Origin of the sequence: Vibrio sp. SCSIO 43132, assembly GCF_019904195.1 — a bacterium.
Taxonomy (GTDB): Bacteria; Pseudomonadota; Gammaproteobacteria; order Enterobacterales; family Vibrionaceae; genus Vibrio; species Vibrio nigripulchritudo.
Genome location: NZ_CP063200.1, coordinates 580,532 through 593,981, shown reverse-complemented (window position 1 = coordinate 593,981; position 13,450 = coordinate 580,532). Strand labels below are relative to the sequence as shown.

At 48.1% G+C, this 13,450-nt stretch carries 10 protein-coding genes; 1 reads left to right on the top strand and 9 read right to left on the bottom strand.

What is annotated here, in order from left to right; genetic code table 11:
* Positions 1-47: 47 nt before the first annotated feature.
* On the bottom strand, positions 48-677 hold the full coding sequence (locus tag INR79_RS20695) for an HAD family hydrolase (protein WP_223099618.1): 630 nt from the start codon (positions 675-677) through the stop codon (positions 48-50).
* A 444-nt stretch (positions 678-1,121) separates the two neighbouring features.
* Here INR79_RS20695 and INR79_RS20690 point away from each other — a divergent pair, with 444 nt between their 5' ends.
* The gene (locus tag INR79_RS20690) at positions 1,122-1,463 is read left to right on the top strand and encodes a hypothetical protein (protein WP_004407517.1); all 342 of its coding nucleotides are present in this window, start codon (positions 1,122-1,124) and stop codon (positions 1,461-1,463) included.
* A 153-nt stretch (positions 1,464-1,616) separates the two neighbouring features.
* Here INR79_RS20690 and INR79_RS20685 read toward each other — a convergent pair whose 3' ends face one another.
* From INR79_RS20685 to INR79_RS20650, 8 genes are all read right to left on the bottom strand, one after another.
* Positions 1,617-3,191, bottom strand: a complete 1,575-nt coding sequence (locus tag INR79_RS20685) for an EAL domain-containing protein (RefSeq protein WP_223099616.1) — start codon at positions 3,189-3,191, stop codon at positions 1,617-1,619.
* 271 nt (positions 3,192-3,462) lie between these two features.
* On the bottom strand, positions 3,463-3,741 hold the full coding sequence (locus INR79_RS20680; RefSeq protein ID WP_223099614.1) for a hypothetical protein: 279 nt from the start codon (positions 3,739-3,741) through the stop codon (positions 3,463-3,465).
* 83 nt (positions 3,742-3,824) lie between these two features.
* Positions 3,825-4,826 (bottom strand): hypothetical protein, encoded by a 1,002-nt coding sequence (locus INR79_RS20675; protein ID WP_223099612.1) that lies wholly within the window; start codon positions 4,824-4,826, stop codon positions 3,825-3,827.
* Positions 4,823-6,148: a type VI secretion system ImpA family N-terminal domain-containing protein gene (locus INR79_RS20670; RefSeq protein WP_223099610.1), complete on the bottom strand. Its 1,326-nt coding sequence runs from the start codon at positions 6,146-6,148 to the stop codon at positions 4,823-4,825. Before INR79_RS20670 ends, INR79_RS20675 begins: the two co-directional genes overlap by 4 nt.
* Positions 6,149-6,219: 71 nt before the next feature.
* A complete protein-coding gene (gene tssM, locus INR79_RS20665) occupies positions 6,220-9,765 on the bottom strand; it encodes a type VI secretion system membrane subunit TssM (protein ID WP_022590342.1) in 3,546 nt (1,181 codons plus the stop codon).
* A 15-nt stretch (positions 9,766-9,780) separates the two neighbouring features.
* Entirely contained in the window at positions 9,781-11,235 is a 1,455-nt protein-coding gene (gene tssA, locus INR79_RS20660; RefSeq protein WP_410482914.1) for a type VI secretion system protein TssA, read from the bottom strand.
* Entirely contained in the window at positions 11,229-11,900 is a 672-nt protein-coding gene (gene vasI / locus INR79_RS20655) for a type VI secretion system-associated protein VasI (RefSeq protein ID WP_223099608.1), read from the bottom strand. The genes tssA and vasI overlap by 7 nt, the downstream gene beginning before the upstream one ends.
* A complete protein-coding gene (locus tag INR79_RS20650; protein ID WP_223099606.1) occupies positions 11,900-13,450 on the bottom strand; it encodes a sigma-54 interaction domain-containing protein in 1,551 nt (516 codons plus the stop codon). Before INR79_RS20650 ends, vasI begins: the two co-directional genes overlap by 1 nt.

Genomic DNA, 13,450 nt, shown 5'->3' with positions numbered 1-13,450 from the left:
GCAAAATTGCAGCCCAGTGAAAAACTTTTTAGGTGTCGTTCAACTATTCATAGCTCTTCAAAGCTTGAAATCACACCTTTCGCGTGCTGGAAATCATTCATAGCGTTGAAGTCATGCCGAATAGCTAATACATCACACCCACTGCTTCTTCCGGCTTCTATTCCCGCCGCCGAATCTTCAATCACAACACTTTCCTCCGGTGAAACATCCAATCTTTCAAGTGCAAGAAGATACGCTTCTGGGCTGGGTTTATGCTCAGATACGTCTGCCTGAGTGATAACGACATCAAACAAGCTTTCTATCTGAAGGGATTTCAATATTTGTTCAACCATCCATGGGGCTGCAGAGCTTACCAGTGCACATGCCTTTCCCGACTGCTTGAGGTAAACCAGATAATTGAATGCCCCGGAATGCAACGCGAGTTCTTGGCTCAATAACCCTTCATAGTGCTTTCTAAAGCACAGGTTAAATGCGTCCAGATCTGGGGAGATTCCCCCTTCTTCAAAAAAGTGTGTGGTTACTGCAGCCCAGCTTTCCCCCATAACGCGCTTATAGATATTGAAGTCCACTTCTGCTCCAAAGTCTTTGCACGCGAGCGACAAGGCTTTCCCTTTTAAAGGTTCGGAATTTACCAATGTCCCATCCATATCAAAAAGATATGCGTTGTAGTCTTTCAAACCTAGCCCCTGTTGTCTGTTATGCCGGGTATGTGGACATCAGACTTTGTAGTGAGTTCGGTTCATTTTTTGATTTAACCGTCTGCTGGCACACAGCTAACTTAAGATGTGTGAAGCGCGCCTCGGTTTATTAAGAATGGCTGTAACAGCCAATGTGATTTGACTACTGAGTGAATGGTGTTAATTACTTATAATCTCAAAAAATCCGGTTATTATATAATTGGAAATTCATCGTAACAAATAATATTTTGTACTGCCTTATTCCTGTCTCATATTTATTTCATCATCGTGTTCTATAAATGAAACCCAAGAATAAGTGACCTTTTTTCCATTATTTTTATGTGAGCACTTTCAACAAATTTTTCTTTTTTCGCTGTTAATTTCTCCTCGAAAGGCAAATCGCCTATTTTCGCCAACTTTGGCAACATTAATGAGGATAATAATATGAGAAAAGCACTTTTTGGGGCTATATTAGCCGCGTCTGTTATTTCTGCTCCTGCTCTTGCAACACCTAAAGAAGGAAAAGAATGTGTGAATGGTTACATCAACAACATCTCTACTGGTGGCTACTATGGTCGAGACTACGACAGCATGGTCGTGGTTAACATTAATGGTCAGGATTACATCTTAGATATTTATCGTAACCTTAACGATTCAATGGGGCCTTCAATACTGGATAACTTACTCGCCGCAGCTCAAAATGGACGTCGTGTTGCTCTTATTGACCATGCACACTCTCACAAGATTTGTGATTATTTTGATGAAGTAAGAGTGTATTTTAACTAAGCAAATACTAATTCAATTAAACTTAATATAATATTATCTAATAAATATTAGGGTCTTTATTTCTAAAGCCGATAATAATTATCGGCTTTGTATATCTGCCCTATAAAAAATAAGAAAATCCTAATTAATGGGTTTCTATTTTTTATTCAACACTCAAACGTCAATTAAATTGGATTGTCTTTCCATTTCCTGATACCAAAACTCTTCAAACTCGACAAGGCTCAGCTCTTTAGAAAAAGCCCAACCCTGCCCATACTCAACCCCCATCTCTCTAAGAATACGATGTTGGATAGAGTTCTCTATTCCCTCGGCCACCAGCAAAAGATTCTCTTGCTTGGCTATCGCGACAATATGCTCAATCAAAGAAGAGCGAATGGAGGCGTCTTCCATCTCTTGAATAAAGCTGCGATCTATCTTAAGGCTGTGAGCGTTCATCTTTCTTAACTGGTGCAAGTTGGAATAGCCGGTGCCAAAATCATCAATTGCTATCTGCATCCCCTTGTCTCGCAAGACTCTGAGTTTATGCAATGCTGAACTGTCTTCCAGCTCCTCACTCTCTGTGACCTCCAGAACCAATACCCCTCGGAAATCGTAGGTTCCCTCTTCGTTCACTAGTTCCAGAATCGACTTCTTATTGATGTCTGAAGAAAAGATGTTCACGTTCAGTTTGAATTCTGCTGGCAGGTTATCTATTCGGTGAAGCTCCGATATGGCTTTCTTCATCATGTTCTGGGTAAATTGCCAGGTCTGACCGGTTTGTACGATGATAGGGATGAACTCGTTGGGCTCTATACTACCTCGACGGTCGCTATAGCGTGTGAGCATTTCGACCCCAATGGTTTTTTGGGTTCGCAGATCCACTATGGGTTGATAAACACAATGGAAGGAATTCGAGTTAATCGCCTTTCTGATTCGATAACGGTCAGAGAAAAGGTACTTTAACCATCTCACACTGAACATATAGGCGAACAAACCAATCAGTAAGCTAGTCGCGATGGTGAAGACTCTCAATACAGCGGTATCACTATCCAGTTTGTTTGGGTTCAACTTCATCCCTAAACAAAAAGCCCTTCGAATATCGCACTGCTTTACCAGATTATTGCCTTCTCCATCCAGAAAATTCCAGAGGGTTGGTTCGGGTAATGAGAAAATTCCCTCATGACCGCCAAAGTGGATGACGTCTGATTTTTTCAGATACACCAGCTCCCAGAGAAAGCTGTCATCAATCAATTCGTTGAGTGATTTCTCATCCAGCACAATGTTGTAATTGCCTTTGCGGATCACCAGAGAATCGTAGGTATTGTCGAGAATGATGAGTTTGACATGACGCCAGAATTTGAAGCCTTCCTCGGTGACCAGATGTGGCGTCGCACCGCCAACGAAAGGTGGAGACAGCTTGCCCTTTCCGGTTGTACAAAAGAGGGTGTTGTCTTCCAGATACCCTATGTCTTTAATGTAATCGGAAGTGAAGAGCAGCTTTCGCATCATCAGGTTATGTTCTTCAGAACATGTCCTCAGTTGCAAATGATTCAGAGTGGTCAGCACTTCCACCACTTCTTTGTGAACATTGCTGACGGTCTCAAGCACTCTTATTGCGTCTTTGTTCTGCTCCTTCCAAAGGTAATACCCTACTGCACCCTGAATTGAAAAATAGCTCAACATGGCGATCACGAAGGAGAGTATGAAAGCCTTTAAGTAAAGCAACGGGTTCCCTGTGTTTGTTTTCATCTAAGCCAACTTTATATCTTTACGGGAATCGTGAAACGTATAAATCTGCCAACAAATCGGTGACATAAGCCTTATCAGCCGATCTTCTTCCCGCATTTCTATCACATTCGAGCCAGCGTTTTGTCCGCCATGTTTACAAAATCTGTGTATAACTCTGAGCTCTGTCCGTTAATCTCAAAGTTAACACGCGCAGGGAGGTGTTCTCAGATTTGAGGCACCTGTTTGTGCCCACCGGAAAGGAATATCAAATAGAAAATATCTTTGAGAGACATCACTTCTTCGTTGGACTCACTTCGCCAAACAGACAAAACAGTGTCCAGATGAACGTGACAACAAGCCCCAGTGGGATACTGCCAAATAGCAACCAGGGGACAACGTCACCATATGAGTTGAAGTGCTTTGGAAGTAGCCAACCTTTGAGGAATTCAATTAGAGTGGGGATAGATATGGGGGCAAATGCTACTGCCCAGATAAGATAGTAACCAGCAAAAATAACCAACGCTTTCGTTGAGTAATAGTAAAAAATCGCAAGGATTATCAAGCCTCCCAAATACCCAACCAATAAGGAAGTGGGGTGGAGACACAGTATAAGTAAATCGAAAAGCATAAAGGGCTATGAACTAGGTTGTTGACCTAGTTCATTTCATATTTCCAAGGGGTTTCAAACAACATCACGGTGTGATTTTTCTTGTATTCCTGATGAAGCTTTTCTGCGTCAGCAATTTGCGTTTCAGAGAGTTGTTCCTTCACCGCTTGCTCCTCTTTCTCTATCCGCTTGCGGGTTCCGATCAATCTGTCTGACCCCATCGCATCCAGATAATTGAGGTAGTAGCTGTAGGATTTCACCAAGTCTTTCTCGACTCGGGTTTTGGGGTAATTACCTGCATATGCTTTTGCCAGCAGAGCCAAAGACGTCGCATCCCCCATTCGCACCGCTTCCTCAAGCCAAACCACCGCCTGATGGGTTTTGTCGGTTTCTATCAGTAACTGAATCGTTTTTTTCACAGCAGGCAGATAGCCTGTTTCAGCCAGTTCGGCGTATCGCTGTTTACTTTCTTTCATTCGGTTTCCCGGCAGTACAAACCACTCTTCGTATCCCTGCTCCACCAGCTCGACTTCTGCCAGCTTTGCCCGCTCAGATTCCTGTTGCAATGCTTTGGTCAGCCAGATTTTGGCTTGCTTATATTTTTCATCTCTTTTCAGATAAAACATCGTCAGAATGGCTTTGGTATTGCCGTTTTCGGCTTCTTGCTTCAATGACGTTAAAAAGCGCTGCTGCCACTTAACCCGGTTCTCTTCACTACCCGAGCGATTGGTGTTTGCCAACCGCTCCATTGCCCAGATGTTTCCACCTTCTGCAGCTTGCAAGGTGTAGTGGATAATCTCTTCCTGACGCCTGACCGCATGGGGCAGTGTGGCTAACTCGTCGGCGTACAGCAAAGCAGCCATTGAATGCCCCGAGTCTGCGGCATGTTTCAGGTATTCCAGCGCCTGTTCGTTGTGGTATTGCAGCCTCAGCACACGCCCTTTTTCAAACGCCTGCTCTGGAGTGATGTCTTCGATTTCATTCAAGGCATAACTGCTTGATGGCAGACAGAGCAGTGACAGCGTCAGAAGTTGTTTTACCCCTTTCATGGTTGAGCACCTGGTAATGGTTGGGCACCTGGCTCTTCAATGGCAATTTCTTCACTACTCTTAACCGCGACGACCGGGTCATGAGCGACGTCTGAAAGCGCATTTTGATAAGAGGACAATTGCCATACGATCCGGGCGACGCGTTCCTGCAATACCGACAGCTCTTCTTTCGCGAGATCGTAGTTTTGCTTATCAATTTGTTCCTGAATATAAGCGTTGCGACTGTAGATGGGCGACAGGCTCAAAATGTACTGCTCCAGTCTCTCAGCACTTTCCTGGTTATTAGCGTGCTTGGTTTCATTCACCAGATTCGCTGCCAGCGTCCTCGCAGAATAGAAACGCTCTAAATCGCGTTGTAACTCTTCACGATACCCTTGGCTTTGTACCTCAATTTTCTTGATTGCGGCTTCCACTTCCGGGTTATCCGGGAACAGTTCTTTGGCTTTTTCCATCAACATGACGACGTTGAGGTACTGCTGGTAAACCGTGATCTTCAAATCGCTGTCCATGGCATCCACCAATGCAGAGCGAATCACAATTTGTTCATCAGGTGGCAGCTCGGCAACCGACTCCTCGGTCAGCTTTGAAAGCAGCTCTTCCGTTGGGGCAGTCACAGTGCGCTTCATGCCTTCTACGGCGTAGCAGACCTTTAAACGTTCAACCGAGTAAAAGTAAGCCACCGCAACCGTTAATGCCCATGCAAGGATAAAGAAAAACATCCAGATATTCCGACCAGACTTACTGGTATTGTCGGTTGGCAAATCTGGCTTCTGAACCACTTGAGTGACGGTTTCGATACGGTCAATATGCTCGAAAATACTAAAGGCAATGCCTTCGAAATTCGGGCTGGATTCAGGCTGAAAACGCTCGCACAGCTCATTGAGATCCTGCAAAGCACGCTCACAGCGATACAGGTCACGAATCTGGTCCTTATTGGGCTTGATCAGTTTGAGATCAGACGTGACCTTGCTGGTCATCCACTGAATGATTTCTTGCTTGTGATGGCTTGAAAGTGCCTGGTGATCTTTGTCTTCCACATAGGCGGCAAGCATCAGCTCTAACCCCGATGCAAAGCCTTTCACTCCCTCAACCTTAAACCCTGCAACTGAAAAGTAGCTGGTAAGCAGGAAGTCCATTCCCACTTCGGTGCCCAGTTTGATGCATTCATTAAACACGGATTCCCACTGAGTCGCCCCAGATAAAAATCCCATTCGACCATTAATTTCACTGCGAATTTTTTGATAGCGTTCGGAATCCCTGAGCGAAGGCTGGTTGCTCAGTATGGTAAAAATTCCGTGGTCGATATAAATCTTGTTTGACACCCAAATACCTTATTTTTGCTGGCGCGATTTAACGCGCCATGCATCTTAATGTGTGACTGACTTTCTGCGAGCTAGTACAGAGTGCTCGACAGTTTGAACGAATCGAACAAACGTTCTTTAAACGGATTCACCGCCGCTTCGGAATACAAGCGGTAAGACACATCACCGCGATCGATCGCGAACTTGTAATCCACACTGGTGATGCTGCCCCCTACCACTTCACTCTTATCAAGCAGTCGGAACAGCGCCCAAGGGCCTTTGCGCTCGATACTACGCGGCGACAAGTTCGACTTGGTTGGTACTAACGTCACTTTCGACACCGAGCTTCCGCGCAAGGTGTTTGGCCAAATCAGTTCCACCGACTGGCGAGGACCGTGGCTGTATTCCACATACTGACCATCGATGTTGATCACTGAGCGTCGCTTGTTAGACGTCAGGCGAATCGGCTCAAGAGAGAACGCCACATCCAGAATCCCTTTGCGGTTAAAGAAGGCACGTTGGATCTTCTTCGCCTGTTTAAGCTGTGCCAGCACTTCAGGACGAATCAGCGATTGCTGCGCCGAATCTTCAGAAATGGAGATCCCTTCTTCGATGAACATCTTTAACTGCTCGCTGTAGAAGCTGTCCAAGGTGCCGTCTGGCGAGAAGAATTCTTCAAAATCTTCAAGTGCCACGTCTTTACGCGACTCTTGGTCGAACGGATAACGGGAGGCAAATTTCTCCTGGAACACCGAATACACGTCACGCTGCCAGCGGATCTCCAGATGCTTAATGGCTTCCTGCTTCACCACGTACCAGCTCTCGTCGGCAATTTTAGACACCATGTTGTCGAGCGGGCTTGGCAAGCCAGAAGCGATGCGTTTTAGCGTGTAGATAGGGTCTGCGTTGCTCAGACTGATTCGCGCTTTGGTCGCTTCCAGCGCAGCACGCCCAACGTCTGGTGCATCCTGAATCGCTTTCAGGTAATTCAGCAACTGCACTACCGCAGTCTGTACTTCATCGAAGTACGCTGGCTGAGCGCCTTGCGCATGCAGCATGGAATTCAGCTCTGCAAACGGCGCATGAATCATGGACGCGACTTTGTACTTCGGTGATTTCAGCAACTCTTCACGCGCTTCTTCATTTTCTGGCAACTCGCTGAACAAGCGGGTGTTGTCTTCAAGGGTTTGAAGCAAACGGGTGAATGGCTGAGTGCTACCCGTCAGGTTATCCAGCACCAAAACAGCGTTGTTGATGTCGACGAAGTACTTCACATCCACTTCGTTCATCGCGTTTCGCCATGTATTGGTGTAGTCGACGACGTAGAGCGAGCGGATTTTGTTCTTCAGAGCAATCTTGTCTGCAGCGCTGAATTCCGCCACTTGTGTTTGCCCCAATACCCAACTGTCTATCAACGCCAGCTCAGAAACCGAATCCGACTGCTCGATAAAGTAGCTATCAAAACCTTGCTTGGTCAGCATGCGCGGCACCATCAGATTTTCACTGTCGATGACACGCTCTTCAAAGACCACATCAAATACCGGTCCCACCTGATTTCGCACATTGATGGGCGCACCAAGGTAGGTTGAAGAATTGGATTTCAGGTTACGGTATACACGCTGCTCGATGGACATCGCACTTAAATCACGCTGCGCTTTAGAAATTAGCCCCTCGTAAGGTTTCACCGAGGCAATTGCCGCCTGATCACCTTCTTTGTACTGAGTCGCCAAATCGGTGTGGTTCATGGCGTAATCGAGGTGCTCTAGCAAACGTTCTTGAGTGACACGGTTCCCTACAAACTGTCGCTGCCAGTTTTTAGAGAAGTAATCCATAACGAACTCTTTGTAACGACCGCTCTTGTCGATCATCATTCGGAACACGCGCAGTACTTCCAACTGATGCTCTTCGTTTTCCGCGTTCGACAATTCCAGTGCGATGTCTTTCATCAAAGACGGTAAATAACGGCTTTCCAGCAAAGCCAGATATGTCTGCTCGACTTTAGGACCAATCATATGCCCTTGGTACAAGCCCATGTCCGAAATGTATTCTGGTTTTTCACGGAAGAAACCAAACTCCAGTGTGGCTTCACGAATGGTATCCAATGGCTCCAGAATCTCTTTCTGATTCAGCAAAGAGAGATCTTCCGGGTACTTGTTGCGGAATTCATTCACCTTAGCCAGTACTGCATCCGCCTGATTGACGTTCTTGATGTAGTACCCGTGCCAGCTGCCAATCAACATAAAGGTGGCGATAAGGCATACCACCGTCGACAACGCCACAATACGGCGTTTCTGCTTAGCTACGCGGAAGTTGTCCGACGCCAAGCCCGCCTCTGGGTACACGATCCCGTTGAACAGTTTCTGAGTGAAGTAAACCGTGGAGTTTTTCGCGTCCTGCGCTCGGTTGATCGCATGGCTCAGACCGTAACGGCGCGATGCCGCATCATCAAAGGCGTTGGAAGGCACGCCCTGCTGGAATACCGAGGTAAAGTAAACACCACGAACCAGAGCCGACGTCGAGAACTGATCGCTGCCTAGTGCATCTTGCAGGAATTCGTGCAGCACTTCTTTCAGACCCGAGATCTGGCGCGTAAAGCCATAAATGCTCTGACGTTCAGAGTTGTCCATGGTTTCCAGCAGCGACAGTGGCAAACTCTCTTTAATGCGCTCAACAAATCGACCGTAATCTTCGGTGAATTCATCCAGCCATTTGTCGAGATTGTCGACTGAATCTAGTGAGAAGGTGAAACCCAGCACTTCGTCACGTTTGCTCTTTGGGTAATGACGGAAGAAAGGTTCGAAGCCGTGTAGCAAGTCCATTTTGGTTAACGTGACATACACTGGCATACGCGTGGACAAGGTTTCCATCAGCTCGCGTAAACGGGTGCGAAGCAGGCTGGCGTAAGCTTTTCGGCTGGAAGTTGTGCCGGAGGCTAATTGCGCGACATCAAGGGCAATCACCACGCCGTTCAAAGGGCGACGGCTTCTGGTGCGCTCAAGCCATTCGATGAAGTGCACCCATAGGCGACGTTCCATCTGACCGTCGTTGTCTTCGTTGTTGTAGCCTTGAGTCAGCAGCTCGCCATCAGGGTCAATCAGCACCGACTCTTCGCCAATCCACCAGTCGAAACTGTAAGGGTTTTCGCTTTTCTTGCCCGATGCACGCATCACGGTAGAGAACACAAAATTCTGACCGGAACGGTTGATAAGGCTGGTTTTACCCGCATTTTCCAGACCAATCACCAAATACCAAGGCAGGGCGTAAAGGTAATTGCGCTTGTTGAGGTTCTCCTTCATGTTGACCATGATCTGGTTCAACTCAACTTCCTGACGCTCTTCAAACTGAAGAATTGGGTCCGCTTTTAGCTGTTCTTCTCGCTTGATGCTGGCTTTAAAGCGGTTCAGCGCTTTCCACTGATACATGCCCCAGAAGGCAATACAGATAAGCGAGAAAATCACACTCGCAATCACGCGAGACATCACGGAAGACAATGGGAATGTCTCCTGATATTCCAGCATCGGACCTGCCCACCAGATGGCGACGATGATCAGCACACACAGCGCGACCAGCAAAATCGGAATGGCCGATTTGAAGCTCTGACCCATTTTTTTAAGCAAGCCGCTGATAAACTTCCCCATGTTTCTTACCTTGTATTATTCCGTTACGACGAATTGTTGTAATTGATTGATGAGCGACGGTTCCCAGTCTTCGACCTTGGTTTCGATAGCCGATTGATAAAGGGATTGATAGTGCTGATGCGCCATCGCTTCTAGCCCGTTGTTTGCTAATAAATCGGCGGTTAGCAGCCGCCAGTAAAAGACATCTCGTGGTTCTTTGGCGGCAGACAAACCGTCGTTGAGCATCGCCATGGCGACGGACAACCCCGCTTCTTTAGCCATCACAAACGCTTCCTGTCGCTTGTCATCCCAGCTGTTCACGGTAGAGGTGGTTTGCACGCGCTCATTCGACTTAAGCCAGCTTCGGGTGTCTTCCCCAATAAAGGGCACGCCGCCTTTGAAGCTCATACCCGACAGCTCGGGGATGCGAGCCAGAAAGTTCTGGGTTTCTTCCAGAATGGCGTCTGCCCAGCTTTGCTGACCAATCTTAGCGGCAATTTGCGCACTTAAATGCTGACCATCAAACCAGTAAGGCGCGATGGTTAAGCTCTGCTCGACCTTGCGCCACAACGCCAGATCGGGGTTGCGTTGCAACTGTTCGTAATATTCGCTGACACGCTCCCCCACCATGGCGCGAAGCTGAGTTTCACCCTTATGGTCACCATCCGGTGGCGTCGTGATCGACGACCAGACGGAAAAGCGACGAACGCGAACGCTCAGTGCATGACCGTATTCAAATTCGCTCAGGAAATCGGCGACCTTTTGCAACGATGCCTTCATCGCTTTTTCGTTGCCAGTATCCACTTCGACTGCTCTTGGCGTTACGGCAGCATTTCCAGAAGACTGGGAAACAGAATTCGACTCTGCCGAAGAAACCGGCGCAGAAGATGGCAGGTCTTGCAGCTTGTTCGACTCTAACCAGCGTTCCAGTTTGCGGATGAAGGCGATAAAGTTGTCATTGTCCAGAGACAGTTTCTCTGCTGTATCACTCCACGCGATCTTGGCTTTACCAATGGCTTCGCTCTGCTGTTCAGTGACAGGAAGAGTGCCTTTCACCAGCTTTTCCAACGCCGTATCGAAACGCTGAATAATCTGGCTATAGAATTTGCGCCTCGGCAACACGCCTCGCGCACCGGGCGCTGGGTAGCAAGTTTCCCAATAGGTCGCCATAAAGTCCGTCATCACTTGCATCGACAGGCAAAATCGGTCCACCGTGTTGCTGTGGTGAAAACACTGCAACAGGTGAGTCATCAATTTCAGATCTTTGGTTTTTTGCTCAAACAGGGAAATGATCCCGGTTTCCACTTCTGCCCAGCGAACTTCTGCATGAGAGAGCGAACCGACCTTCATCATCTGGCTTTCAACAAAATCGAACACCGGATCATCCACAACACGCTCACCCACCGGGCTGTCTTCCGAAATGGGCGCGCGGAGTTTTTCCCGAATCGCTTTGTCATCCATGCTGACAGGTTGCTCATCCATGACTACCATCGGCACAGCTCCCGCAATTCGGTGATTGCTGATTTTCCGTTTTCGGTTTCAAACACCAGACCATCGATACGATCCGCATTGGAACGAACGTGAATTTGTGACGCTCGAACCAGAGGGCGCATGATGCCAATAGCGGCTAACCCACGACCGGAGCGCAATACCATGCCCTGCTCATCAAACGTCCATCGTTGGCGTTCAGAACCCAGCGATACATCGGCTCTCGCACCTTTTTGCACTTCTGGGAACAAGATTTCTAAACGGGATATTTTGTTGATGCAGCTCGCCATTAAAATAACGGGCGCTTCTGTCGATTCCACCCTAGGGTTTGAGGTGACGGTAAACCACAAGGCTTTCTCACCATTGCTGTCGATGGTTTCACTGCGAAGCCAGCCCACTTGCCCGTTTCGCTGAGCTTCACTCTTCACCGCACGTTGCCAAGGCTCTGGGCGCACCAGTTCCTGCTCTACAGCTGCATCAGCGATGGGGGTTCCAAACAAGCTATCAAAACACGACAGTCTTTCGACTTTGGACGCAATGGTTCGGCACTGCTGCGCTTTTTCCATTAACGCGTCGGCAGAAGAAACCTGAGCCGATTTGTCTTCTGCAAATGCCGAAGCTGAAGCGCCAATAAGAAGACTTGCCGTAAGTAAAGTGCGTCGAAACATCAGATATTGATCTCCAGTTTGGAACATTTATCCGCCAAAGTGCGCTTTGGAATTCCCAAGCTTTCTGCCGCACGGGAACGGTCGCCTTTGTACTGACGCAGGCGCATCGCAATGATCTTGGATTCGTAACTTTTCACTGCTGAACGGAGATCAGAAATCGACAGCAGCGTTTGTTCTTCGTCCGGCACGTCCTGAACGTTGTCTTCGTTGGCCGCCATCCCTCCGGTATCCTGAATGTATCGCCCTAACTCATCCGCCATCAGTTCGTGTCCGTTGTGCAGGTGCGCACAGCCAAACTCAATAAGATGACGCAGTTCGCGTACGTTTCCGGGGAAGGTGTATTGCATCAGCATATCGAGCGCTTTGAAGTGAATACCGCGCACGCGTGTGCCATTGGCTTGGTTAAACTGGTCGATAAAATGCTTGGCAAGCACCTCGACGTCTTCCATCCGCTCTTTCAAACTCGGTACGTTAAGCGGGAACTGGTACAGACGGTAGAACAGATCCTGACGGAAGGTTTTCTCTTCAATTTTCTGGCGCAGTTCCACGTGCGTCGCCGCCACCAAGCGAAAGTCGGAGCTCTGTTCTTTTTCTGCCCCTAAAGGACGGAAAGTGCGGGTTTCCAATACGCGAAGAAGCTTGGCTTGCAGCATCGGTGGCATATCGCCGATTTCGTCAAGAAACAGGGTGCCGCCATCTGCCAGCGCTATCAGCCCCGGCTTATTTGAGGTTGCACCTGAAAACGCACCCTTGGTGTAACCAAACAGCTCGCTTTCCAGCAAGTTTTCCGGAATCGCAGCACAGTTGATCGCCACAAGCGATTTGTCCCGACGTGAGGAAAGCTCGTGAATGGCAGACGCCACTACGTCTTTACCCACGCCCGTTTCACCCTGAATCAACACCGTCATATCCGACTGTGACGCCGTCGCAATTTGTTCGCGCAGCGCTTTCATCGGCGTACTGTCGCCCACCAGCTTGCTGCGGATAGAGTCCGACTGTTTCAGAATAGTCTGAGTTTGCTCCACATAGGAGAGCGACTCTTTCAACTGGCTTTTTGATGCGGAAGCAGCGTTCAAATCACCAAGCCACTCCCAATGACGGGTGAACAGGTTAAGGAAACGCAAATAGTTCGACTGCCCCACTTCGTTTATCCACATCGCCACATTCACCAAGTTGACTGACAAAGCCAAAATCGCGCCTGAACGGCTGTGAAGTGGGGTAATCACAATTTTCTGATCCGGTCTGCATCCGTCGATCAGGGAGGTAAAGTTGGTGTCCCCTTCCCAATAGACCAGATGTTCGTGATTAATGATTTTTTGCCCGCCGTTTTGCAGTACATGGGCAAATGGGCACTCAAAATCGGTGACGTTCCAGCAGAGATCCGGCACGCGATTTAAGGTAATCAGTTGGCGACCGTCTGGTGTCACGGCAACAAAGAAGCTCTTGTCTACATGCAGGTCGTGCTGCAAGGTATCCAGCATGACCTGAACCAAGCCGGAGGCTTCTCTGGCGTTCACCAGTTTGTCTGCGACTTTTAGCCAATCACTCAT

Excerpts from the sequence above, each read along its gene's own strand:
- INR79_RS20690 (WP_004407517.1), top strand. The coding sequence starts at position 1,122 with ATGAGAAAAGCACTTTTTGGGGCTATATTAGCCGCGTCTGTTATTTCT.
- INR79_RS20685 (WP_223099616.1), bottom strand. The coding sequence starts at position 3,191 with ATGAAAACAAACACAGGGAACCCGTTGCTTTACTTAAAGGCTTTCATA.
- INR79_RS20675 (WP_223099612.1), bottom strand. The coding sequence starts at position 4,826 with ATGAAAGGGGTAAAACAACTTCTGACGCTGTCACTGCTCTGTCTGCCA.
- tssM (WP_022590342.1), bottom strand. The coding sequence starts at position 9,765 with ATGGGGAAGTTTATCAGCGGCTTGCTTAAAAAAATGGGTCAGAGCTTC.
- tssA (WP_410482914.1), bottom strand. The coding sequence starts at position 11,235 with ATGGTAGTCATGGATGAGCAACCTGTCAGCATGGATGACAAAGCGATT.
- vasI (WP_223099608.1), bottom strand. The coding sequence starts at position 11,900 with ATGTTTCGACGCACTTTACTTACGGCAAGTCTTCTTATTGGCGCTTCA.
- INR79_RS20650 (WP_223099606.1), bottom strand. The coding sequence starts at position 13,450 with ATGAGTGATTGGCTAAAAGTCGCAGACAAACTGGTGAACGCCAGAGAA.